At 43.1% G+C, this 23,353-nt stretch carries 22 protein-coding genes; 12 read left to right on the forward strand and 10 right to left on the reverse strand.

The features are described from left to right. Window positions 1-17: 17 nt before the first annotated feature. The 3 genes from DN068_RS13735 to DN068_RS13745 all read left to right on the forward strand — a co-directional run bounded on the left by DN068_RS13735 (window position 18) and on the right by DN068_RS13745 (window position 2,460). Window positions 18-1,325 (forward strand): bifunctional folylpolyglutamate synthase/dihydrofolate synthase, encoded by a 1,308-nt coding sequence (locus tag DN068_RS13735; RefSeq protein ID WP_110999502.1) that lies wholly within the window; start codon window positions 18-20, stop codon window positions 1,323-1,325. Between the two features lie 63 nt (window positions 1,326-1,388). Continuing rightward, window positions 1,389-1,907 carry a hypothetical protein gene (locus DN068_RS13740; protein ID WP_123985348.1) on the forward strand — a complete coding sequence of 173 codons (519 nt, stop codon included), beginning with the start codon at window positions 1,389-1,391 and terminating at the stop codon, window positions 1,905-1,907. 46 nt (window positions 1,908-1,953) lie between these two features. Continuing rightward, window positions 1,954-2,460 (forward strand): hypothetical protein, encoded by a 507-nt coding sequence (locus DN068_RS13745; protein WP_110999504.1) that lies wholly within the window; start codon window positions 1,954-1,956, stop codon window positions 2,458-2,460. Window positions 2,461-2,503: 43 nt separating this feature from the next. On the opposite strand, the gene DN068_RS13750 is transcribed toward DN068_RS13745, so the two are convergent. From DN068_RS13750 to radC, 4 genes are all read right to left on the reverse strand, one after another. Continuing rightward, window positions 2,504-3,913 carry a sugar transferase gene (locus DN068_RS13750; RefSeq protein WP_165836396.1) on the reverse strand — a complete coding sequence of 470 codons (1,410 nt, stop codon included), beginning with the start codon at window positions 3,911-3,913 and terminating at the stop codon, window positions 2,504-2,506. Window positions 3,914-3,932: 19 nt separating this feature from the next. Then, entirely contained in the window at window positions 3,933-4,805 is an 873-nt protein-coding gene (locus tag DN068_RS13755; protein WP_123985349.1) for a hypothetical protein, read from the reverse strand. Window positions 4,806-4,845: 40 nt separating this feature from the next. Beyond that, on the reverse strand, window positions 4,846-5,832 hold the full coding sequence (locus DN068_RS13760; RefSeq protein WP_110999507.1) for a Gfo/Idh/MocA family protein: 987 nt from the start codon (window positions 5,830-5,832) through the stop codon (window positions 4,846-4,848). A 266-nt stretch (window positions 5,833-6,098) separates the two neighbouring features. Continuing rightward, window positions 6,099-6,803, reverse strand: a complete 705-nt coding sequence (gene radC / locus DN068_RS13765) for a RadC family protein (RefSeq protein WP_110999508.1) — start codon at window positions 6,801-6,803, stop codon at window positions 6,099-6,101. A 176-nt stretch (window positions 6,804-6,979) separates the two neighbouring features. Here radC and bshC point away from each other — a divergent pair, with 176 nt between their 5' ends. Both bshC and DN068_RS13775 read left to right on the forward strand, forming a co-directional pair. Beyond that, a complete protein-coding gene (gene bshC, locus DN068_RS13770) occupies window positions 6,980-8,587 on the forward strand; it encodes a bacillithiol biosynthesis cysteine-adding enzyme BshC (protein ID WP_110999509.1) in 1,608 nt (535 codons plus the stop codon). Window positions 8,588-8,653: 66 nt separating this feature from the next. Beyond that, window positions 8,654-9,274: an outer membrane beta-barrel protein gene (locus DN068_RS13775; RefSeq protein WP_110999510.1), complete on the forward strand. Its 621-nt coding sequence runs from the start codon at window positions 8,654-8,656 to the stop codon at window positions 9,272-9,274. 295 nt (window positions 9,275-9,569) lie between these two features. Here the strand turns inward: DN068_RS13775 and DN068_RS22155 are convergent, their stop codons facing one another. Next, the gene (locus tag DN068_RS22155; RefSeq protein ID WP_165836397.1) at window positions 9,570-9,707 is read right to left on the reverse strand and encodes a hypothetical protein; all 138 of its coding nucleotides are present in this window, start codon (window positions 9,705-9,707) and stop codon (window positions 9,570-9,572) included. Window positions 9,708-9,771: 64 nt separating this feature from the next. On the opposite strand from DN068_RS22155, the gene DN068_RS13780 reads away from it, so the two are divergent. From DN068_RS13780 to DN068_RS13790, 3 genes are all read left to right on the forward strand, one after another. Continuing rightward, window positions 9,772-11,154, forward strand: a complete 1,383-nt coding sequence (locus DN068_RS13780; RefSeq protein ID WP_110999511.1) for a UDP-N-acetylmuramate--L-alanine ligase — start codon at window positions 9,772-9,774, stop codon at window positions 11,152-11,154. 5 nt (window positions 11,155-11,159) lie between these two features. After that, window positions 11,160-11,945, forward strand: coding sequence for a 3'-5' exonuclease (locus tag DN068_RS13785; protein ID WP_110999512.1), 786 nt, complete (start codon window positions 11,160-11,162; stop codon window positions 11,943-11,945). An 85-nt stretch (window positions 11,946-12,030) separates the two neighbouring features. Then, window positions 12,031-12,738, forward strand: coding sequence for a polyprenol monophosphomannose synthase (locus DN068_RS13790; RefSeq protein WP_110999574.1), 708 nt, complete (start codon window positions 12,031-12,033; stop codon window positions 12,736-12,738). Window positions 12,739-13,019: 281 nt separating this feature from the next. On the opposite strand, the gene DN068_RS13795 is transcribed toward DN068_RS13790, so the two are convergent. Further along, window positions 13,020-13,658, reverse strand: coding sequence for a WbqC family protein (locus DN068_RS13795; protein WP_110999513.1), 639 nt, complete (start codon window positions 13,656-13,658; stop codon window positions 13,020-13,022). Between the two features lie 43 nt (window positions 13,659-13,701). Here DN068_RS13795 and DN068_RS13800 point away from each other — a divergent pair, with 43 nt between their 5' ends. Both DN068_RS13800 and dapF read left to right on the forward strand, forming a co-directional pair. Next, window positions 13,702-15,174 carry a GWxTD domain-containing protein gene (locus DN068_RS13800; protein ID WP_110999514.1) on the forward strand — a complete coding sequence of 491 codons (1,473 nt, stop codon included), beginning with the start codon at window positions 13,702-13,704 and terminating at the stop codon, window positions 15,172-15,174. A gap of 12 nt (window positions 15,175-15,186) precedes the next feature. Continuing rightward, window positions 15,187-15,963, forward strand: coding sequence for a diaminopimelate epimerase (gene dapF / locus DN068_RS13805; RefSeq protein WP_110999515.1), 777 nt, complete (start codon window positions 15,187-15,189; stop codon window positions 15,961-15,963). Window positions 15,964-16,051: 88 nt separating this feature from the next. On the opposite strand, the gene recR is transcribed toward dapF, so the two are convergent. Further along, complete coding sequence (gene recR, locus DN068_RS13810) at window positions 16,052-16,672, reverse strand: recombination mediator RecR (RefSeq protein ID WP_110999516.1); 621 nt, start codon at window positions 16,670-16,672, stop codon at window positions 16,052-16,054. A 158-nt stretch (window positions 16,673-16,830) separates the two neighbouring features. Between recR and DN068_RS13815 the strand changes: the two genes are divergently transcribed. Beyond that, window positions 16,831-17,949: a T9SS type A sorting domain-containing protein gene (locus tag DN068_RS13815; protein WP_110999517.1), complete on the forward strand. Its 1,119-nt coding sequence runs from the start codon at window positions 16,831-16,833 to the stop codon at window positions 17,947-17,949. Between the two features lie 66 nt (window positions 17,950-18,015). On the opposite strand, the gene DN068_RS13820 is transcribed toward DN068_RS13815, so the two are convergent. From DN068_RS13820 to DN068_RS13830, 3 genes are all read right to left on the reverse strand, one after another. Further along, window positions 18,016-18,594, reverse strand: coding sequence for a hypothetical protein (locus DN068_RS13820; RefSeq protein ID WP_110999518.1), 579 nt, complete (start codon window positions 18,592-18,594; stop codon window positions 18,016-18,018). Between the two features lie 82 nt (window positions 18,595-18,676). Then, window positions 18,677-21,175, reverse strand: a complete 2,499-nt coding sequence (gene ccsA / locus DN068_RS13825; protein ID WP_110999519.1) for a cytochrome c biogenesis protein CcsA — start codon at window positions 21,173-21,175, stop codon at window positions 18,677-18,679. A gap of 94 nt (window positions 21,176-21,269) precedes the next feature. Continuing rightward, the gene (locus tag DN068_RS13830; protein WP_110999520.1) at window positions 21,270-21,665 is read right to left on the reverse strand and encodes a cytochrome c maturation protein CcmE domain-containing protein; all 396 of its coding nucleotides are present in this window, start codon (window positions 21,663-21,665) and stop codon (window positions 21,270-21,272) included. Window positions 21,666-21,798: 133 nt separating this feature from the next. Between DN068_RS13830 and DN068_RS13835 the strand changes: the two genes are divergently transcribed. Beyond that, window positions 21,799-22,848, forward strand: a complete 1,050-nt coding sequence (locus tag DN068_RS13835; RefSeq protein WP_110999521.1) for an agmatinase family protein — start codon at window positions 21,799-21,801, stop codon at window positions 22,846-22,848. Window positions 22,849-23,353: the final 505 nt, after the last annotated feature.

Genomic DNA, 23,353 nt, shown 5'->3' on the forward strand with positions numbered 1-23,353 from the left:
TTTTTCTTACCATGCACATGACAAACGATTATCAGCAAACGCTGGATTATCTATATGCGCAGCTGCCCATGTTTTCGAAACTTGGGAAAGATGCTATTAAAAAAGATCTCACTAATACACTCAAACTTTGTGCCGCTTTAGGGCAGCCGCAAGAAAAATATAAGACCATTCATATTGCCGGCACCAATGGCAAAGGAAGCACGAGTCATGCGCTGGCAGCTATTTTGCAGCAAAGTGGATATAAAGTTGGTTTATACACATCTCCTCATCTGGTTGATTTCAGAGAACGGATTCGCATTGATGGAAAACCTGTGAGCGAGCAATGGGTGGTTGATTTTGTGGCGAAACACAAAGAACTGATAGAAACTGTAGAACCATCTTTTTTTGAGATCACAGTAGCAATGGCATTTCAGGCTTTTGTTGATGAAGAAGTGGATATTGCTGTGATTGAAACAGGCCTTGGCGGTCGATTAGACAGTACCAATGTGATTACGCCAATCCTTTCTGTAATTACCAATATCAGTTATGATCATACCGATGTGCTGGGTAATACACTCACAGAAATTGCAGGTGAAAAAGCAGGGATTATCAAGCCGAATATCCCAGTGTTGATTGGCGAGCAGCAAGAGGAAACACAAAATGTTTTCTTCGAACATTCGGTAAAAAAGCAAAGTCCGATCTATTACGCAGAAAGTCTTTGGGATTTGGTTCGTATCAAACAGGATGCGGAGTTTCAATATTTCAAAGCGGTAGAAAACAGCACACGAAAAATTTATGAGATACACACCGATCTGCTCGGTAGTTACCAATATCAAAACATGCGTACGATTTTATCTGCTGCGCAAATATTGCATACACAGGCAGGGCTGAATATTTCTCTGGAAAACACATTCGCGGCGCTGGAAAAAGTGAAAGAACTAACCGGTCTTCGTGGTCGTTGGGAATGGCTGCAGACGAATCCGGCGATCATTGCAGATGTGGGACATAATCCGGCCGGCGTGAAAGAAATCATGCAGCAATGGGGGCAGGTGGAAGCAAAGCAAAAATATATCCTTGTCGGTTTTGTAAAAGACAAAGATGTGAAGGAAGCACTTTCTCTTTTTCCGAAAGAGGCCATCTATTTTTTCTGTAATGCTCAAATTCCTCGCGCACTTCCTGCAAAAGACCTTTGGGAGAAAGCAAAGGAAACAGGTTTGAAAGGCGATTATTATCCGACAATTGCAGAAGGACTCAAGGCAGCCAAACATCTGATGACTTCGGAAGATGCGTTGTTAATCACGGGAAGTTTCTTTGTGGTGGGTGAAGCGTTGTTGGCGCTTGCTTAATGCCAGGGTTCAGAAGATTGAGTCCGGAGGTCAGTCGAATGCTAAAACACATACATCCGAAATATGGAAAACGAAATTAGCTACGTCCCAATGGAAGATGATTTCAGAAAAGCACTTCGTGCGCGTTATTATGTGCCGGTCAGAAAAAATATCATTTTGATCTCTGTTATGGTAATCGCATTTTATGTGATTGTTGTATCCGGCGCAAGTTCTGGAGCGAAAGATGGCTTTCTTGAGTTTTTGGGGAAAAGAGAAGGCGGAGAAACTGTAGCGGTGTCTATGGGAGCACTGTATTTCTGGTTGGCGATAGCGTTGGGCTTTTTCTATTTACTTTTTTTATTCCGTCTGCTCAGGTACAAAATACACTATAAAAAAGACGCGGAGTTTGGACAAATAGTGAAAGAGAAAGTGCATGTCACGGATGTTGTTTATACTCCCGCCGGAATCAATATCTACTGGCTGGATTCCGAATCCATATTGACTTTCACGCCTGAGCCTTACTATCATTTTAAGGTCGGCGATTCGGTAGCGATTTACTACCTGAAATACTCAAAGGAATACCTGGCGTACGACTTTAGTTGATTATTTAGAATTGGTAATTTTAATCTACCCGCAACAGCGCTGAAATATGGGAAATGAAATGACTTATATCCCGATGGAAGATGATTTAAAGTCTGCGCTTCGCGATCGTTATTACGCGCCGCTTGGAGGAAATATCATACTGACAACTGCTGTCGCAATAATCTTTTATCTCGTTGTCGTGTTGGGGGCAGATTCCGCAGCGGTGAACGGTGTTATTAAACTTACGGGAAAAGGAAGTACGTCCTATATTTCAGAATCTTCGTTTTGTTTTTGGCTTGCAGTCGGTATTGTGATCGTCTATATTTTCTGCATCTTCAACTTTTGTTCGATGAATGTACATTTCAAACAGGATGCTGAGTTCGGGCAAATTGTAAAGGAAAAAGTACACATTACATCCGCTTATGAGACGCCAATGGGTTACAATATCTACTGGCTGGATTCCGAATCTATTCTCAGTTTCACACCTGAACCATATCGCCATTTTTACGTTGGCGATGTCGCGACCATTTACTACCTGAAATTTTCGAAAGAATATCTCGCGTACGAAGTTTAGTTTACGATTGACACGGGGAAAGTTCCGGGTCTATAACCGATAACTACTTGCCGCGTCCCTGAAACAGTACGATAAATGTGTATAGGATGATTTTTACATCCAGTGCCAGCGAGCAGTTTTCGATATAGAGCAGATCGTATTTCATACGTGCCACCATTTCATCTACGTTTTCTGCATAACCATATTGCACCATTCCCCAGGAAGTAAGACCAGGTTTTACTTTGTGGATGTATTTATAGTGCGGATGTGTCTGAGACAAAATTTCAATAAAGTGGCGACGTTCCGGACGTGGCCCTACGAGCGACATTTCGCCTTTTAGAATGTTTACAAACTGCGGCAGTTCATCGATGCGCCATTTACGCATAAAACGACCCCATGGCGTAATGCGTGGATCTTCTTTACTGGACAACGCCGGACCGTTCGCTTCTGCATTTACATACATGGAGCGAAATTTGAGGATATAAAACGGGCGACCGAACAGACCAATCCGTTCTTGTTTATAAATAATCGGACCCGGGGAAGATAATTTTACTTTAATCGCGGCAAATAAATAAACCGGTGAAATAAGAATGATTGCAAATGCCGATGCAACAATATCGATCACTCGTTTGCAAACACGTTGCCAGTCAGGCATCAGTTCCGGATAGATATGAATGAGTACCGCATCATAAACATTACTCGTTTTTACAGAACCGGAGATGATATCATATAAATCTGGCTGCACTTTGACCACTACCGGCCGGTAGCTGAGGCGTGTCAAAATGTTTTCCAGCAAATGGTGTTCGGAGGAATCTACTGCTACGATTACCTCTTCAATCTGATGGCGGTCTATGATGTCCTCTAATTCGGAAAGATGACCCAGTTGCGGCAAGTATTTGCTCATGCCGTTTGATGCTTCTTTGTTGGAGTAGATAAACCCGCTAAAAATATTACCCAGTGTACGTGGGCTTTCTTTAATCTGTTTATAAAGATTAATCGCTTGTTGGTTACCTCCAATAACCAGCGTGTTAAAGCCTACAACGCCTTTTTCAAGCTGTGCTTTTACGCGGCTCAGAATAAAAAGACGGGCAAACAGTGTACATGCTGTATGAATAAGCAGGTAACGGCCTGTCATCTTAATAAAGTAAGAGTAGTCGTTCGCGTCATTGGCGAATACAGCCAGTGACACTACGGTGCTACCGATGATACAAGAGATCAATGTACGGTTTACTTCATTGAGTCTTGACTTCCGGTAAAGGTCGAAATAAGTGCCTGAAAGAAAATAAAGAAAAAGCCAGCCGAACGGGATGATAATAAATGCTGAGAAATAATCTTTCACGCGCAACATCTCCCAGGATCTGAAAAAATGCGCTTTGCCGAGCATGTCATAACGGTAAGCCCAAAACAGCAGCCAGGCCAGTAAAGCGGTAAAATAGTCTACCACCACCAGTTGTCTGATTGCACGTTGTTTCATCGGGTCAGGATACATGGGCTTATTTGTATGAAATGATCTTAATGTTGTCGATAAGTATCCAACCTTGGTTTTGTGTTCCGTCAGGAAGCCCTGTCCCCACTACAACACGATATTGGTAGCCTTCGTACGCATTTATGAAATCGGTAGCATCGATGTATACGTGGTTCCAGCTGTCGGGATGCGGATTAAAGCCGCCAATATATTCATAATGCGGATCTGCATTTGTAAAGTCTGTTTCCAGACCAACCTGCAGCGGCGCTGTAGATTTATAATCTAGCTCAATGTAAACCGTGCTACCAATAACAGGTTTAAATGTTGCTGAATTACTTGAAATATTCTCGGAAACTTCAAAAGCGGTATCGAGATAAACGTAGCCCGAATATTTCTTTTCGAAAACCTTGTCAGGATCGCTGGTCCGCACCAAAGAAGTATCACCGTTAAACTTGCTGAAAGAGTTACCCAGTTCGAAGTCTTCCGTCCAAAGCATTTTTGAAGTAGCGATATAGCCGGTTTTAGGCGCGAAATTCTGTACCACACCAGGGTTAGGTGTCAGGTGCACGCTATCAGATGCATAAAAAGGATAAGTAACTTCTCCGCTTTTCATGCCGTTGTAATCAATACCAGGAACTACAGTAAGTGTGCCCGGCTGGTCTACGATAACAGGAATTGTACAAGGGAGATCAAAAACGCCCACGGGATTGTTGTTGAAATAAATCCAGACATTGGTGATCTTATGAGAAGCAGACCCATACGAACTATAGCTTGGCGCCTCATACGTAAATGAATCAATATGGATATAGTTAGGGATTTTTTCTTCCGGATTGATGACGTTACATCCTGTAGTCCATCCCAAACAGCACAATACTGCTACAAATAAAATTGTTAATCTCATTTTCTCTTACCTGTAATTAAGCCCGAAGCAAGCTTAGTAATTAAACATTGTGTAATTCGTTGTGAATGCTCATTTTTTTCAGGATCTGGTGCGCTACATCCATTGCCTGGTAACCGTCATACACGCTAACTTTTACTGGCTTGTCATGAATGATTGCGTCCGCAAATTCTGCCAATTCCATGCGGATTGCATTAGTTTGCTCCACATGCGGCATTTGTACCGAAATTACTTTCTGGTCGCCATTGCCAAGCTCAATTGGGAAATCGAGCATTCCTTTTCCGTCACCTGGATCTTTGAGGCGTACCACTTCCGTTTTCTTTTCGAGGAAATCAATACCTATATAAGCGTCGCGCTGGAAGAGACGCATTTTGCGCATTTTCTTAAGCGAGATCCTGCTTGATGTAAGATTGGCAACACAACCGTTATCGAACTCAATACGTGCATTGGCGATATCTGCAGTTTCGCTGATCACTGCAACGCCACTGGCAGAAATACGGCGAACCGTACTTTTTACGAGGTGCATTACAATGTCGATATCGTGGATCATCAGATCGAGGATCACTGAAACGTCCGTACCGCGCGGGTTGAATTGCGCCAGACGGTGCGTTTCAATAAACATTGGCTGCAGCAGCTGATCGCCGATGGAGATAAATGCAGGATTGAAACGCTCTACGTGACCTACCTGACATTTTACATTGGCTTCATTTACCAGCTTTACCAGTTCACGGGCTTCTTCAAGCGTATGTGTCAATGGCTTTTCTACAAAAACGTGTTTGCCATTCAGCAAAGCGGTCTTCGCTATTTCGTAGTGTGCCGTTGTTGTTGTAATGATATCGATTGCGTCTACCGCTTGTACCAACGATTCAATAGTAGTGTATCGTGGTACCTGGTATTGAGCAATGGCCGTAGCTGCGTTATTATCGTCAGGATCATAAAATCCTACGAGTTCAATGCCTGGAATTTCTTTCCACTGCTGCATATGGATCTTGCCAAGGTGGCCCGCTCCGAATATTCCGATCTTAAGCATATTACCTGCCGGGAATAAATAGAATTAAAATGATTGCCAAAAAGGGATTGTTGCAAGATAGTAATAAAATGGGGTATTGCAGGGCAGCAGGGGAATAAACTTTGACAATATCGCGACACACGGCGGGATTTATGAGTTTTGGGCTATGAGTTATAAGTTTTAAGTAGCTCGCGTAGGTGTTCTATGTTACATTGTAAGTTTTTTGAATACTACTTGCGCCCGTAGCATGAAACCTATAGCTTAAAACTTATCACGCATCACTCTGTTTAAATAATTCCTTCATCTGCCATGCTGAAATAGTTATTGTGGGCTATGATCAGATGATCCAGCAACGAAATATCCATCAGGGCGGCGGCGTCTTTGATTTTGTGCGTCAGGGAAATATCGGCCTGGCTGGGTTTCAGACTGCCGGAAGGATGGTTGTGGGCCAGCACGATTCTGTTGGCATTATATAACAAAGCATTTTTCAGAATCATTCTGCTGTCGACAACGGTGCTGGTACGTCCGCCGCTGCTTACTGCTTCTCTTTTTTCTACTTTATTACTCTGGCTCAGGTAGAGCACGTAAAACATTTCGTGATTGAGATCGCACAACAGCGGCATTAAAATATCTGCGGCATCTTTACTATTGCCAATCTTTGGTTTTGTAGGGAGTTCGGAACTGTGCCGGCGGCGGCTCAGTTCCATAGTCGCCATAATGGTAATGGCTTTTGCTTCGCCGATGCCTTTTACTTTTTGCAGTTCTTTAATATCCAGCCGGCCGAGTTGGTTTAGATTATTATCGGCGAGATCCAAAATGTTTTTAGCAAGATCTACTGCAGAAGTGCTGGGCGTTCCGGTTCCGAGCAATATAGCGATCAGCTCTGCATTGCTCAGTGTACCAGCGCCGTGGTCTCGTAGTTTTTCCCTTGGCTGTTCGTCTTTTTGCCAGTCTCTGATGGCAACATGTCCTTTTGAAATAGCTATCTCCATACTTATAAAAATTTAGATCTTCTTTCTGCCTAATTCTTAATCTCTTATCTCATCAAATTTGGTGCCATTTTCTCCCATTTGTCTCATTTTGCACAAATGATGAACGCATAAGCGGAACTAATAAAGCCTTGTGCGCAGATTCTCCTAATTTCGCTGAGGTTTAAACTTTTGTATAAGTGCCCATACAATTCCATTACCTTCCATATAGCGATACAGGTTATTTCTCTAACCTCGTCAACGATTATCTTAATCAACGCGAAACGCTAAAACCATTTTATACGTTTGCTCCCGATGTAAAAGGGATGCAGGAAGCCATAGAAGCGCGTTCTAAGTATCCGGTTGATCGTAGTACGCTGGTGTCTGTTCTCAAAAAACAATACGAGCAGCTACCTGTTTATGATGCAGTGCAACAGAATATTGCTTTGCTTGCCAACGAAAATACTTTTACGGTTTGCACCGCGCATCAGCCCAATCTGATGACCGGCTACCTTTATTTTATATACAAAATTGTACACGCGATAAAGCTGGCTGAAGTTCTCAAAGAGCAGTATCCCGACAAAGATTTTGTTCCGGTTTATTATATGGGTAGTGAAGACAATGATCTTGATGAGCTGGGAACTTTCCAGTATGAATCGAGAAAATTTGTTTGGCAGGCTGATGGACAGACGGGTGCTGTAGGGCGTATGAGCACAGAAAGTCTGAAGCCGTTGATCGCCGATTTGTTTAAACTGTTGGGCCCTCCGGGAGAAAATCTGGATGCCTTAAAGGAAATCATCGAGCGATCATATCTCCAGCATAAAACCATCGCAGATGCAACGCAGTATCTCGTCAACGAATTGTTTGGTCGTTATGGGTTGATTGTGTTGAATCCTGATGAAGCGGCATTGAAGAAAAATTACGTCGCAATTATGAAGGAGGATCTGCTGCTGAATACGGCAAATACAATTGTTTCAGAGCAGGTAGCGCAATTAGGCGAGCATTACAAAATACAGGCACATCCAAGACCAATCAACCTCTTTTATCTTAAGGATCAGCTTAGAGAACGCATTGAAAAAACGGACGGTTACTGGCATGTATTGAATACAGATATCCGCTGGAATGAGAAAGAATTGATGGCGGAAATCGATGCGTATCCCGAGCGTTTTAGCCCGAATGTGATTTTACGTGGTATGTTTCAGGAAACCATTTTGCCAGATGTCGCATTTATTGGTGGCGGCGCGGAGGTTGCATACTGGTTGCAGTTGAAGACGCTTTTCGATCATTACGAAGTTTTTTTTCCAGCTATTCATCTGCGTCAGTCTGCCCTTTGGATTGATGCGCCCGAAGAGCGTTTGCGATGTCAGCTCCAATTCAGTATTTCCGATATTTTTAAGCCCGAACTCGATTTGATTCGCGCTTATATTACCACGCACGGAGAAGGGGATTGGCAGACCGGAGGTGAATCACACGCTATCGACGCTATTCTCGGCGAGTTGAAACAAAAAGCAACAGACCTGGATATTACATTGAAAGCTTCTTCAGAAGCTGTGATCGCGAAAGTGAAATACCAATTGCAGGTATTGGAGAAAAAAATGCTCCGCGCCGAAAAACGTAAAATGCAGACGCAGTTGCTAAAGATCACACGTCTTAAAGAAACTCTTTTTCCCAAACGAGGCCTGCAGGAGCGTGTGGGGAATTTTATGCCCTGGTTTTTAAACTACGGTTACGAATATTTTGATGTACTCAAAGCAGAAATGCATCCATTTGATCCGCAATTTCTGGTCGTAGTACATAGCAACGTTTAGGCACACTTTTTATACTGTTTTCATAGAAGAAAGATTGAAATTATATATTTACAAAAACCAATTTCTATGAAGAGCAATAAATTGATCCTGGGAATTTTACTGGCATTGTCGCCGGTCTTCAGTTTCGCGCAGATGCCCAAATTGCAATTGGGTATCAAAGCAGGTGTGAACCTTTCCAAACTGAACGGAGACAATTGGGACGGTGGTTATAAAACAAATTTACTGGGCGGTGTGGAAGCTGGTTTTTATGGTCCGCATATTGGTATTTCGGCTGAGGCATTTTTCAATCAGTCGAGCTATGTGACCGGAGATAATTTCCATGATATCTATCACCAATACTACAATAATGTTGGCGACTCGCTAAAGCAAGGTACTTTCCGGGTCAGCTACATGAGTATTCCGGTACTTTTCAATTTCAAATTACTCAATTTGCTTTGGGTGCAGGTCGGCCCACAGTTCAACGGCGTGGTTGGTGTGAAAGATGTGAACAATATCGTCCACGATGCTAAAGACCTGTTTAAAGGCGGCGATATTTCCGGTGTGGCTGGTGTGCGGCTCAATCTGCCGTTTCATCTCAGTGTAGGCGCACGGTACGTTTTTGGTCTCACGGAGCTTAATGCCCAGTCGGTCGGCGATTCCTGGAAGCAAAGAAACATTCAGATACATCTTACTTATAACTTGCTTTAAATTTTTGCCTTTTTGTAAAGGTGTAAAGTTGTTGAGATCAGCCGGAGCGTAACAGCTCCGGCTTTGTTTTTGGTGCCGTAAGGATATGGCGATTTGAGTTGACAGGGAAATTTTTGCAGTCAGCTTTATCGCTCCGGTTTTGCCTGAGTTGCGTCGCACATTTCATCGTCCATGCGGCTATTTGATTCGACTTAATAAAACTCTTTAGCTAACCAATTTATAAAGCCACAGCTAGATACAAAAAAGGGTTGGCAGCGCGGCTACCAACCTGATCAGTTTAGGAACACAATATCTTTTAGCGGATAGACACGCTACCACTGTTCAGGTGGTTCGGACAACCGTATTTTTTAGTAGAGGTACAAGAAGCGAGACATGCAAACGCAACAATAGCTACCACAGGCGCCCAACGACGGAATTTCGAAATTACTTGCATTTTATTCAATACTTGGAAATAGTAAAAAAACTCAGTTACTTTCGTACGAAGTTAGAAAAAATTAATGAAGAGAATACATTTTATCGCAATTGGTGGTGCGGTAATGCATCAGTTAGCCTTAGCACTTCATAATCAGGGAAATATAGTAAGCGGAAGCGACGACGAGATCAACGATCCCGCAAAAAGCAACCTCGCTGCGGCCGGAATTTTACCGCCCGCATTTGGCTGGCATCCCGAGAAAATAACTAAAGAACTGGACGCCATCGTATTGGGCATGCATGCCAAAGCTGACAATCCGGAATTGCTGGCGGCGCAGTCGTTAAATATTCCCATTTATTCTTTCCCGCAATACGTTTACGAGGTAAGTAAAAACAAAAAGCGGGTAGTAGTGGCCGGCAGTCATGGCAAAACCACTATTACTTCTATGATCATGCATGTGCTGAAACATCAGGGCTTGCAGTTTGATTATCTGGTAGGTGCTAAACTCGCCGGTTTTGATCAGTCGGTTCAGTTGACTGATGCGCCGTTGATTATTCTGGAAGGCGATGAATATCCGGCTTCTGTTATAGAAAAGCGCCCGAAGATATTCTTCTATCATCCGCATATCAGTGTCCTTAGCGGCGTAGCATGGGATCATATCAACGTCTTCCCGACCTACGAAATATACCGCAGCCAGTTTGAGCAATACCTGAAGGGTATGGATGCCGGTGCCTCGCTGTATTACAACAATGAAGACAGCGAGGTAAAAATCGTTGTTGATATTGCCGGACAAGCACTAAAGGCGGTTCCTTACAATATGCCGGATTTTCGCTACGAAAACGGCGAAGCAATCATCAATACAACAAATGGGGAAGTGAAAGTTGCTGTTTTTGGTCGCCACAATCTGCTGAATATGCAGGCTGCGAAAGGTGTTTGCATGGAATTAGGTATTAGCGAGGTTGATTTTTACAATGCTATTTCCACATTTACCGGCGCGGCAAAACGGCTTGAAAAGATCGCGGAGAAAGAAGGTTTGGTTGCTTACCGCGATTTTGCGCACGCACCTTCCAAGCTCAAAGCAACGCTGGATGCCGTTCGCGAAGCGTACCCGGATCATTTGCTGGTTGCTTGTTTTGAGCTGCATACTTATTCCAGCCTGAATGAGCAATTCCTTTCCGAATATGCGCACAGCATGGATAATGCAGATACCTCAATCGTTTACTTTAGCCGCCATGCATTGGAACTGAAAGGGTTGCCCCCATTACAAACGGAAATTGTGAAAAATTACTTTGAACGAAACGATCTTACTGTAATCGATGACAAGCAGACGTTACAAAATGCAGTTCAGGAAACGCTCTCAAAAGCTGATCGTCCGGTTTGTCTGTTACTGATGAGTTCAGGTACATTTGATGGAATTGACTGGAATAGCGTAGCTTCGCACTTTACATTGAGCAAGAGCAATATTTAAAAATCATGGCACAACTGGCATTAAAACGCCCTATTATATTTTTTGATCTCGAGACAACGGGTACCGACAACGCGAAGGACCGTATTGTGGAATTGGCTTTTGTAAAACTGATGCCAGATGGTAAGCGAGATACTTTCGTAAAACGTATTAATCCGGGAATTCCTATTCCCGCGGCCGTTACAGCTATTCATGGCATCAGCGATGAAGATATCAAAGACGCGCCGAGCTTCAAACAGATTGCGCATAACCTGTACGAATGGATGCGTAACTGTGATATGGGCGGTTATAACTCCTCAAAATTTGACCTTCCTTTACTGGCAGAAGAATTTTTGCGTGCCGGCATCAATGTTGATTTTACAGAACGTATGATGATTGATGTGCAGCAGATTTTTTTCAAAATGGAAAGCCGCAGCCTGAGTGCCGCGTACAATTTCTACTGCGAAAAACAACTGGAAAACGCACACAGCGCAGAAGCAGATATCAACGCAACTATTGAAGTGCTGGAAGCCCAGCTCGATAAATATACCGACCTCGTTAACGACGTAAAATCGCTGAGCACTTTTACTGCCGGTGAACAATATGTGGATTATGCCCGCCGTATTGTTATGAGAGATGGTCATCCGGTATTCAATTTTGGTAAACACAAAGGCCGTAAGGTAGAAGATGTCTTCAATCAGGAGCCTCAGTATTACGACTGGATGATGCAGGCTGATTTCGCTTTGCACACAAAGCAGAAGATTTCAGAAATTCTTAATAAGATGAAGCTGCAGAAGAGCGGCATGAAAGTTTAAAAGGAGTCTGTTTATAATTAATTCACAGACTAGCACAGAACGTTTTGTATAATTTACTATTTTGCCGCCGTTAACTACACAAGCATTGGATAAACTTGTCATAATACCTACCTATAACGAAAAGGAAAATATTGAAAAGATCATCCGAAAAGTGTTTTCTCTGACAGGAGGATTTCATATCCTCGTGGTAGATGATGGCTCTCCGGATGGTACCGCCGATATCGTCAAATCGTTGCAGGCCGAGTTTCCGCAGCAGTTGCACCTGGTGCAGCGCAGTGGGAAGCTGGGGCTTGGAACTGCTTATATACATGGATTTAAATGGGCGTTGAAAGAAGGCTATCAATACATTTTTGAAATGGACGCCGATTTCTCCCACAACCCCGAAGATCTTACACGTCTTTATGAAGCCTGTGCCAATGGCGCAGATGTATCTATCGGATCACGCTACGTGCGTGGTGGTAAAGTGGTAAACTGGCCGTGGGACCGCGTTTTCATCTCTAAAGGCGGCGCCATGTACACGAAGGTGATCACCTTTATGCCGGTAAATGATCCGACTGCGGGCTTTGTGTGTTACACCGCAAAAGTGTTAAAGACCATTCCGCTCGACCAGGTACAATTTATTGGTTATGCATTTCAGATTGAAATGAAATACCGCGCCTGGAAGCTTGGATTCAAACTCAAAGAAGTACCGATTACATTTATTGACCGTAAAGAAGGCGTTTCCAAAATGAGTAAGGGCATTGTAAAAGAAGCGATGTACGGCGTTTGGAAGATGCGGAAGTTCAGTAAATAGGTTGAAACGTTGATAAGTTGATACGTTTTCGCAGATATTATTTAAAAAGCGTTCATTGAAACCAGTTTCAATGAACGCTTTTTGTTTTGTGAACAAAAAACGTTCGGCAAAGTCTCTGATTTTGTCGTGGTGGAAACCGATCTCCAGACCGGCGAAGGCGAATTAAGCAGCAGTATTGTTTTGTGGTTTACTGCGGTCAGGAGACCGCGTTCTGCTCAAACGAAGTCAGAGACTTCGCTCAACTGTTGTTGCAAACGCAGACTTTTCCACTTTCGTAGATTTTACAACATCAGCAGTGGGGCATTCTTTTTTACCCATTGTGCGGCATAAGGACCTTCGGCAAATAAAAGATCGAGCATGCTGAGATTAGGCTGGAAACCTATTCTATCTTCAAATAACTGATAATATTTCGGATAATCTACTGTAAATTTTTCTTCTGTAGCAGGTTTTTGCTTTTGGCGGATGTCAAAAGCTGCGTCGTTATATTCTTTCTGAAAATGATCTGCAATCTGTTCGGTAAAATCAGTTTTCAATTGCCGTTTCAGCCAATGGATTGCAGCGAAATTAAAATCAACTAAACGCTCGAAGGGCTGTTCAAATAAAGGTTGCAGCAAATGTTCATAGTGTTCAAAATAGGGAGTGCGACGATATGCAGAAGTGATCGTGCGCCAGTGCTGCGTTTGCCAGTTTTCCTTATTAGATATTAAAACATCTTTAAGCGGAATACGTTGATTTCTGCCTTGCTGCAGCGGAATACTCAACGTGATAACTCCGTTGGCGCCGGCGATGCAGTAGCGGTTGCGGTAACTCATTTTCTCAAAATGGCCATTTATGTCAAATAGTATTTCATCCGTATTTGATGCAAAAGCCCACCACGAAATATTAGGAAACGGAACCGGAACAGAAACGAGAAACGCCATAACTGGCAAATAAAGCAGTAATTTGCCAAAAATTAAAACAATAATGACCCGCAGATTGTGGATTTTCCTGCTTTGTGTATGTGCCGCATGGAATGCAAAAGCTGTAGATGCTGTGTTCAATTATGCTGTGTTTTATGATTTTCACACGACAGACGGAAAGGTGATCGATGCACAGTTGGAAATGTATTGGCAGATCAATCCTTCATCTTTGCATTATAAGAAAAATGAACATGGATTATTGATTTCTCATGTGCAGACTGATGTGGCATATAAGAATGCGGATGGTAAAGTTTTGCATGAAGAACATTACACGCTGAACACCACGCCTGTGGAGCCGGCAAGAGGTCTTTCGCAGCAGATTATGGATTTTCAGAAGGCGATGTTGCCTTACGGGAGAACCTATATTGAGGTGAAGCTTACTGAACCTGCATTCCCGCAGAACGTTTTTGTTTATCACGACAGCACGGAAATTGAAGCGCCGCAAAATGCGCCATTGTACAGTACGATTCAATTGCTCGATACCGTGTTGCACAATAATCAGGAAAGTCCGTTCCTGAAAAATAACCGTCAGCAGATACCAATCAGCGCCAACTTTTTTGACGAAAACAGAAAGGTGCTCCATTTTTATACAGAGCTTTACCAGATAGGCACTACCGATACCAGTCAGCGTCCGTTGATCCAGCACATTTATATCTCCAAAAAGCCGGTGGATGGTAATAATATTAATGGTTTGATCAGGAAGGATACAGTTACCAACCCTGCTTATCTTTCTATACTGGACAGTTTTAAATTGTCTACACTGCCAACAGGCAATTATTATCTCAATACGGTTCTTTTTTCCTCCAAAAAAGAAATACTTGCTTCGAAGTCGACGTTCTTTCAGCTAATTAACAAAGAGCCGGAAGACTTGTCAGCAGCAGCCACAGCGGCTAATGATTCAGCGACACCACTGACCTATATTAATCTGAATAAGACTTTTGTAGGTAGATACAATCTGCCGCAGCTAAAAGCTATTCTGAAAATGTTGCTGCCCGTAAGCGATGCTGCAGAAGTCCGTACGATCAATGATTTCCTGAAACGCCCGGATGAAAATTATATCCGCTATTATATCTACAATTATTTTTCACGCGATAATCAAAAGAATCCGGAGAAAGCCTGGGATGCTTTTGCAGACCGGATTCGTGAAGTGAACAAAATGTTTGGTGTAAGTAATAAGCCTGGTTATGAAACAGACCGCGGCTATATGTATCTGAAATATGGTAAGCCAAATGACATGGTTTCCGTTCCGAATGAGCCGGGTGCGTTGCCTTATGAGATATGGCAATACTATGCTGTAGGTCACCAGAACCAGCCAGGTATAATTTTATTTTACCAGCCGCCTTCTGCTTTGAATGATTACAAGCTGTTGCATTCAACGATAAATGGTGAATTGAAAAACGGTAACTGGCGTTCAATTTTGTTTAGCAACGGCAGCTCTAATAATTCAAGAGCAGATCAATATTTAAACGGCAAATAAAAATATCAGACAATGACCATCCGGTTTCAAAAATATCAAGGTGCGGGCAACGATTTTATCCTGATCGATAACCGTGAAAAGCAAGTTCAGCTAACGACAGATCAGATCGCACATTTATGCCATCGTCGGTTTGGAATTGGTGCAGATGGCTTAATGTTGTTGGAACGATCTGAGAAATCGGATTTTCATATGGTGTACTTTAATTCAGACGGCAATGAAAGTACCATGTGCGGTAACGGTGGGCGTTGTATTACAGCATTCGCGCAGCGTCTTGGACTTGTAAATGAAAAAGTACTTTTTACTGCAATTGACGGTTTGCACGATGCAATGTTGATTCCGGGAGGACTGATCAGCTTGCATATGCAGGACGTGGCGGAAGTAAAACATTACAATACACACAGTATTCTTAATACAGGTTCTCCGCATTATGTAAAATGGGTTTCAAATGCGCAGGAGGTAGACGTATTTAAAGAGGGACGTGCCATCCGTAATGAAGAGGCGTTTCAGCCGAAAGGCATTAATGTAAACTTCACGCAATTGCTGAATGACGGTCTTTGGGTGCGCACCTACGAGCGCGGGGTAGAAGATGAAACATACAGTTGCGGTACCGGCGTTACAGCTGCGGCAATTGCGGCGAGCGGCCCGGCAACAGGAAGCTTTAAAACAGCAATACAAACTTTAGGTGGTGTACTGGAAGTTTCATTTGTAAAAGATACGCCAGATACCGCAAGAGAAATTTACCTGATTGGCCCGGCGGTGTTTGTTTATGAAGGGACGGTAAATTTGTGAGTGGTCAGTTGTGCGTTTTATGATTGAATTAAACTTGTGCTGCGTATTCACAACTCATCATTGACAATCCACAAAAAGTAATCCGCGCTTATTTCGTGTTCACATAATTCTCAATCGGCAGGCGTTTGGCGATGGAGCGGGCGAGTGTCATTTCATCGGCATATTCGAGTTCGCCGCCAAATGCAATGCCGCGAGCAATGGTTGTAATTTCTACAGGAGTTTCTTTTAGCTGGCGCGAAATATAATACACCGTAGTATCGCCTTCAATGGTTGGTGAAAGCGCCATAATCAGTTCGGAAATTTGTTTGTCCTTTACGCGCTGTACCAGCGAAGCAATTTCCAGTTGCTCTGGTCCGATTCCATCTAGTGGCGAAAGAATGCCACCCAGTACGTGATAGAGACCATTGTATTGTTGCGTACTTTCAATAGCAATCACATCACGGATATTTTCTACCACACAAACTTGTGCACGGTTACGGCCCGGATTGGCGCAGAGCGTACAGATCTCACTATCCGAAACATTATGGCATTCGTTGCAAAAGCGTACTTCCTGGCGCATGCGGGCCAGAGCTTCCGTAAAATGCGTTACTTCGTGTGGTTGTTGTTTTAAAAGGTGCAACACCATTCGCAAAGCAGTCTTCTTTCCAATACCCGGCAGCTTTGAAAATTCCTGTACAGCGTCTTCTATCAATTTGGAGGAGAAAATCATAATATGTTTGCCAGAAGGCGATACGAAATTACGCTTTATTCAGGTTTAAAAGATTGTCAGCTTAGTGTCAGGGTATAAATTAAAAACTAAAAGATTTTTTCGGTTCAAACGAAAACTTTAGCTTCGCAAGCGAAATTATTTTTTAATCAATTTTTGTTATGAAAAAATTTATACTCCTCACGCTGGCAGGCGCTATCAGCTTCGGTAGCTTCGCACAAAACCGAGTAGCTCCTAAAGCTCCACAAACAAAGTCTACTCTGACTCAGAAAACTGCTGTATCAAGCAACGCAATGCTGCAGAGAACAACTAACACGTTTGACACTGCAAGCATAAACTATATCCAATCTACAGATACAGTTACTCTGTACGGTGAATCTGGTTTTGGTGCTTATTATGGTCTGAATGTACTTGGCCTGAATGGCTATGCAGAACGTTTCGATGTCGCTAACTCAGATACTTCTGTTTCGGTACTTGGCGTTGTAGCTCGTTTTGGTGGTATGTACAACACAGCAAGCACTAAAACTGTAACTTTCAGAGTATGGAATCAATCTGCTCCAGTAGCGATTGATGCCAATAATTCACTTATCGGTTTGCCTGATAACGTTATGGGATCTAGCAATGCGATCTCTGTAAAAAATCTTGGTATGGGCAATGGTGCTGCACCAGATACAGCGAAAATATACGCTTTAACTACGCCAACAGCTTATATGACCACTCCGTTTTTTGTTGGCTATGAAGTTCCTTACGATACATTGCAGATCTCTGGGGATACGCTTGGTCTCTACAGTACTATCGACGGTGAAAGACACACTGGTTTAGGTTATGTTTCTAACGGTGATACAACTTACATCACTCAGAACGTAATCAAAGCACCAAACAACCAATGGTATGATAACTATCTGGAAGTGTACAATATTTATAACCACCTGTACATTTACCCAGTTGTTTCTATTCAGATGGCTGATACTACTGGCGGTGGTGGTACAACTGGCGTTCCTTCTGTTACTAAAGGTAATCTGACTTTCTTCGGTAACTATCCTAACCCAGCTGTAAACAACACTAACATCAAGTTTTCTCTGAAAAACACTACTGATATCACTATTCAGATCCTGGATATGAACGGTCGTGTGTTGAATACAATCAACCAATCTAAACTGGGTGCTGGTGATCACGTAATCAACGTAGAAACTTCAAGCCTCGCTGCTGGTAACTACATCTACACGATGACTACTGGTGGTGGTGATCGTCTGGCTAGCCAGATGAGCGTTGTAAAATAAGTTTTCTTACAACTTTCTGTATAGTATAAAAGGTGCGCATTGCGCACCTTTTGTTGTTTTAGTAGGTTATATGTTGTTATCCCCAAAATTGATCAGCAATTGTTGCGTTGGATCTGCAGGGTTGAGTGTTGGCGTGGTACCTGGAGGGACGAGGCAGACATAATATAGACCATTGTGAGAAACTGATTTATAAATTGGATTATTACCTCGCATGCCGGCAAGCTGTCCGATCTTAGGGATGTAAGCTCGTAGAATGTAAATGGTTTGCCCGGGGTAATAATAGGTACTTGTTTTTGTCACTTCGGTAACGTCATATGGCCCTTCGAAATTGGACGTGTTATTCTGACGTATGTAGATTTTGTAAGTAGTGTAGATGCCGCAGGAACCGCCCAGACAATAAGGGAGTGCATCCACGTAATCATAGTTAACAGGGGTGTAAGGATTGTACGTTAATGATAGATAGGGACTTTGTTGGTTGAAAGTCCCTTCATTATAAAACGCTGCATTCTGGATAGTTTGTGCGCCGGTAGTTCGTGCAGCTTTACCAGGGTTGTTGCCGCTTACCGGCATAGACGCATCGTCTTTTTTACAGGAAACGAATAGCGCCGATAGTGCGATGCCGACGTATAAGAACTTTTTACTCATAGAAGATATTTTAGTACCAACCGTAAAGCAAAAAGCACGCCATTTGGCGTGCTTTTTCAAAACTTATTTATCAGTAAGTATACTATTCTTTTTCTGTCAGATCATCGGAGAAGACAGGTAATTTCTCTTTTTGACCAACACGATACCAGATGCTCAGCAGGAAGCCGATCACCATTACAGCGGTACCGAGCCACAGTACATTGATATAAGGGAATACCATTGCTTTCAGAACGATATAGTCGTCCTTCGGATTGGTTTGTTTCAGCAGGATTTCAATGGCATTATCTTCCGGAATTACGCGTGAGAAACGTGTGTAAATGCCCATGTCGCGTAAGGTGTCTTCAATATAGTTGGAAGACTGGCCACGGAGGTAGTACAGCGGTTTAATCTTTTTCACTAAGCCGGAAGCGTCATAAACATCCATAGTTGCAGTAACAGCCAGATCACCCTGTTCCGGCTGATAGCGCGGATCATTTACTTTGCCATCTACGTTTTCAAACACCATGTAGCCATTGTTGAAATAAATACTATCGCCTTTATGAACGATGTATGTTTTATAGCTGGCTGTGTCCGTTCTTTTTGACGGGTCTATCGCTGAAGTGATAAATGTAAATACGTCGCGGCTCAGGTAATGTTTGGAAGACGGATTTGCCGAAAGTCCCTGCTGTCCTTTCGGATTGATAAATGCATCAGGATAAAGACTGAACTTTTCAACGACTTTCTTGGTAATGCTATCTCTGCGTTCGTAGTCTACACGATAGTAGTGACGTGGGTCACCTGGATCAGTAGAAGCAGAATCGCCTTTGTAGGTAGCGGTATATTCGCCCATTACCACCGGTGTATTGAGGAACAACAGCACGTTCTCCCGACTTTCACGGATATTCTCTGCTTGTGTCTTTTTGCCGAAATCCATTACTACACCCAGTGTATTAATAGAAATCACTTCTTTTTTGTAGGAAGAAAGGATGATACCTACAATCATCAACGCAAAGCCAAGGTGCGCAATAGAAGCGCCCATTTTCTTCAAAGAACCTTTCTGAATTGCAATGCCGTAATAGATATTCGCTACCACCGCAAAACAAGCTGCAAACATCAGCACAGCGTATTGCCATGCGTCTATTTTCATACTGAGGCTAATGCCGAGCGAAATAACCAATCCAATCAGGCCGGTAATACCGAGGCGTTGCCATACTTTCTTTGTTTCTGTTTTCTTGAATTTCAGATACAGAATAGAAGCGGAGAGCAATGCTACGATAATGGCTACCCAAACCTGAATATTGTTGTACTGAGCCACCGGGTCAACAGGCGGTGCAATTTCTTTATTGAGGATTTTTTTCGCCAGTGGTGCCCATACAGGCAGCGACGTGGAGAAGATAATCTGGAATGCAGAAAGCAATAAGATGATAGAGCCGATAAACATCCAGAACTCACGGGAGCTGGTTGCTTCTTCCCCTTTTACCGTCGGTAGCTTTTTCCACCGTACCGAAAGTAGTGTGATAGATAAAACCATCAACACGCCCAGTACTACCAGCAAATGCCAGTACAGCGATTTGCCTTCGCCTGTAAATGCGTGTACCGAAGTATCGCCCAGTACGCCAGTACGTGTGAGGAATGTAGAATACCAAACGAAGAGATAAGTAAGGATAAGCAGGATGAATGTAGCACCTAATGTGCGGCCCGTAGATTTATACACTAGCAAGGTGTGCAGGCCGGCCACAAGTGTAAGCCATGGCACTAGCGATGCATTTTCTACAGGGTCCCAGGCCCAGTAACCACCGAAGGTTAGGGATTCATATGCCCAGGCGCCGCCCATCATGATACCGGTTCCAAGTACAGCGCCGGCAAACAATGACCAGGCAATAGTCGGTTTTATGAAGCTTTGGTAATCGCGTTTCCAAAGAGCGGCCATTACAAAAGCAAACGGAACGATTGTAGAAGCGAAGCCAAGGAACAATACTGGCGGGTGAATTACCATCCAGTAGTTTTGAAGCAATACGTTCAGGCCATTGCCATCTTTGATAAAGCTCATGTAATTGCCCTGTGCAAAGATTGGTGCACCGGCCATCTGGTTGCGCAACAACATAAACGGCGTGCTGCCTACTTTGATATCTGCACCAAAGTAGAAGCCGAGCAACATGGTTGTCAAAGCGACCTGTACCAATGAAATGATCGCCATAGTGCGGCTTTCCAGCTTACGTGCTGTAGCCATTACTACAAGGCCCAGTACACAATGCCAGATCGTCCAGAGGAGGAAGCTACCTTCCTGACCTTCCCAGAAGCAGGACAAAAGATATTTTGTCGGCAAAGCGAGCGAAGAGTGCTGCCATGCATAGTTGTATTCAAAAAGGTGGCTGGAAATAATATAATAAAGCGCCGTAAATATTCCGAAAATGGAGGCTGTATGGAAAATAAAACCATTACGACCCAGTAAGAGCCAGGAGTTGCTGGCACTTATGTCTTTTGTTTCCGTTTGTGCGGCTTTGAAATAGCTGAAGGCGCTAAATAAAGCTGCGATAAACGATGTGATCACAAAAAAATGGCCCAGTTGCCCGGGTCCTAAATGTTCTCCTGTAAACTCCATTACGCTGTTTTTGTGTGAATCTTTCTAGTTTGAATGGTAGGGTTTGCTGCGTTTTGTTTTTCTGTGTTGGGGTTGCTGGCTGAGGTAGCGGCGCTTAACTGGCCCCGCCTACAGCAATCTGGTCTTTCTTGTATTTAGAAGGACATTTCATCTGAATTTTTGAACAGTGGAAATTTTCACCATCTATATAACCAGTCATTACAACTTGTTCTGATTTTTCAATATCAGTTGGTTTTGCACCGTTGAATATTACTTTACGGAGATTACCAGATTTATCTTTTACAAAAAAGCTGAAATGATTAGGATCTTTTAACGGATCATATTCGGTAGCCATAGTTTTTTCGTAGAAGCCAATTACATGGTATTGCTTGCCAGGTTGTTTGGATGCGGAAGCAAATGTTTCGTAAGTGCTAAAATCTCCAAACATGGATACAATGACACAAACGGCGGCAGCGACTAAAACTAAAAGAACGATGTGCGTCTTTTTCATAAAGAAATATATTACTATAAAATAGTAATCGACTAAAAATGACTACTATTTTACTTTTGGGCTACAAAGTTACGCAATAAACGGTTTTGAAAGATTTAAGTTTTAATTTTGCCGCCGATAAAAACAATTGATAATGGCAGATCTTTCGACTTTTGACCCCAACTCAGTCGGATTAAAATCAAATAACATATTTGGTCTTCCTTTTAAGGAAGACGAGTCTGAACTCGTATTGCTTCCTGTTCCATGGGAAGTAACCGTTTCTTACCGTCAGGGTACGGCAAGAGGCCCGGAAAACGTATTCGATGCGTCTATGCAGGTAGATCTTTACGATCCGGATGTAGTGGACGGTTGGAAAAAGGGTTTCTACATGTTGCCGGTAGATAAAAACATTCGCAAGAAAAGTGATTATCTGCGTCAGTGTGCGGAGCTGATCATTTCTTGTCTGATTGATGGCGGTGAAGTTTGTAAGAACGAACAGCTTTCTGACAAACTGGAAGAAGTGAACAATGGCGGCAAAATGCTGACCAACTGGGTGTACGAAATGACACACAACCTGCTGAAGGAAGGCAAAAAAGTAGGTCTTATCGGTGGTGATCACAGTACGCCGCTGGGTTTTGTGAAAGCGCTGGCTGGTGTACATGAGTCTTTCGGTATCCTGCAGATCGATGCACACGCTGATCTGCGTGAAGCTTACGAAGGTTTTACGTATTCACACGCTTCTATTATGTACAATGTACTGAAAGAAGTACCTGGCGTGGAAAAACTGGTTCAGGTGGGTATCCGTGATTATTGTGATGAAGAACTGGAACTGGCGCAGCAAAGCAATGGCCGTGTGCAGACGTTCTTCGATAAAGACATCAAAGCGCGTCAATACGAAGGTGATACCTGGAAACAGATTTGTAACGATATCATCAACGCGCTGCCGCAAAAAGTATATATCTCTTTTGATATCGATGGCCTGGATCCGAAACTGTGTCCGAACACGGGAACGCCGGTGCCGGGTGGTTTTGAGGTAGAGCAGATTTTCTATCTTTTCAAACAACTGCATGCAAGCGGCCGTGAACTGATTGGTTTTGATCTGAACGAAGTTTCTTGCGGTGAACACAGTGCGGATGGCATTGATGCGATCGTTGGTGCACGTGTATTGTACAAGCTGTGTAACTACATGGTGGCGGGGAAATAATGTGAGGGAATGTGTTTAATGTGGGTAATGTGCTTGATGTGGTTAATTCGTTAAATGGTTAATCAGTCGTAATAAAATTGAATCCGGATGGTTTTTAGCTGTCCGGATTTTTTTGTGCCTTGCGGGGAACGAAGCGCTCTGTGTGTGTTGTTGGTTTTTTTGCTCCTGACGGCGCAAGGGCACGGTGCTCGCTCGCGTATTTGCGAGGAACGAAGCAATCAGCACGGGTTGTTGGTTTTTCTCTCGCGGTGGCGCAAAGACATGATTTGTGTTTTTCATGGTTGTCACGAAGAATATCCCCCTTTTTTGCCTTTTTAGGTTCTTTGAACTTTACCTACTTTGTGCCTACTAAGACCTTTTCAAAAAAATGATGAAGAATAAATTTCTCCTCGCAGTTATCCTTTTCACCGTTTGTTTTTCCATCACTTATTTATTGTACTGTTTGTTTGATGGCAGTTCGATTTTTCATAGCGGAAGTAAAATGCTTGTTTCCGTTGGTGTTTCG

The sequence above is a fragment of the Taibaiella soli genome (genome assembly GCF_003236175.1).
GTDB lineage: Bacteria > Bacteroidota > Bacteroidia > Chitinophagales > Chitinophagaceae > QKTW01.

Excerpts from the sequence above, each read along its gene's own strand:
- DN068_RS13735 (WP_110999502.1), top strand. The coding sequence starts at position 18 with ATGACAAACGATTATCAGCAAACGCTGGATTATCTATATGCGCAGCTG.
- DN068_RS13740 (WP_123985348.1), top strand. The coding sequence starts at position 1,389 with ATGGAAAACGAAATTAGCTACGTCCCAATGGAAGATGATTTCAGAAAA.
- DN068_RS13745 (WP_110999504.1), top strand. The coding sequence starts at position 1,954 with ATGGGAAATGAAATGACTTATATCCCGATGGAAGATGATTTAAAGTCT.
- DN068_RS13750 (WP_165836396.1), bottom strand. The coding sequence starts at position 3,913 with ATGAAACAACGTGCAATCAGACAACTGGTGGTGGTAGACTATTTTACC.
- DN068_RS13755 (WP_123985349.1), bottom strand. The coding sequence starts at position 4,805 with ATGAGATTAACAATTTTATTTGTAGCAGTATTGTGCTGTTTGGGATGG.
- DN068_RS13760 (WP_110999507.1), bottom strand. The coding sequence starts at position 5,832 with ATGCTTAAGATCGGAATATTCGGAGCGGGCCACCTTGGCAAGATCCAT.
- radC (WP_110999508.1), bottom strand. The coding sequence starts at position 6,803 with ATGGAGATAGCTATTTCAAAAGGACATGTTGCCATCAGAGACTGGCAA.
- DN068_RS13775 (WP_110999510.1), top strand. The coding sequence starts at position 8,654 with ATGAAGAGCAATAAATTGATCCTGGGAATTTTACTGGCATTGTCGCCG.
- DN068_RS22155 (WP_165836397.1), bottom strand. The coding sequence starts at position 9,707 with ATGCAAGTAATTTCGAAATTCCGTCGTTGGGCGCCTGTGGTAGCTATT.
- DN068_RS13780 (WP_110999511.1), top strand. The coding sequence starts at position 9,772 with ATGAAGAGAATACATTTTATCGCAATTGGTGGTGCGGTAATGCATCAG.
- DN068_RS13785 (WP_110999512.1), top strand. The coding sequence starts at position 11,160 with ATGGCACAACTGGCATTAAAACGCCCTATTATATTTTTTGATCTCGAG.
- DN068_RS13795 (WP_110999513.1), bottom strand. The coding sequence starts at position 13,658 with ATGGCGTTTCTCGTTTCTGTTCCGGTTCCGTTTCCTAATATTTCGTGG.
- DN068_RS13800 (WP_110999514.1), top strand. The coding sequence starts at position 13,702 with ATGACCCGCAGATTGTGGATTTTCCTGCTTTGTGTATGTGCCGCATGG.
- dapF (WP_110999515.1), top strand. The coding sequence starts at position 15,187 with ATGACCATCCGGTTTCAAAAATATCAAGGTGCGGGCAACGATTTTATC.
- recR (WP_110999516.1), bottom strand. The coding sequence starts at position 16,672 with ATGATTTTCTCCTCCAAATTGATAGAAGACGCTGTACAGGAATTTTCA.
- DN068_RS13815 (WP_110999517.1), top strand. The coding sequence starts at position 16,831 with ATGAAAAAATTTATACTCCTCACGCTGGCAGGCGCTATCAGCTTCGGT.
- DN068_RS13820 (WP_110999518.1), bottom strand. The coding sequence starts at position 18,594 with ATGAGTAAAAAGTTCTTATACGTCGGCATCGCACTATCGGCGCTATTC.
- ccsA (WP_110999519.1), bottom strand. The coding sequence starts at position 21,175 with ATGGAGTTTACAGGAGAACATTTAGGACCCGGGCAACTGGGCCATTTT.
- DN068_RS13830 (WP_110999520.1), bottom strand. The coding sequence starts at position 21,665 with ATGAAAAAGACGCACATCGTTCTTTTAGTTTTAGTCGCTGCCGCCGTT.
- DN068_RS13835 (WP_110999521.1), top strand. The coding sequence starts at position 21,799 with ATGGCAGATCTTTCGACTTTTGACCCCAACTCAGTCGGATTAAAATCA.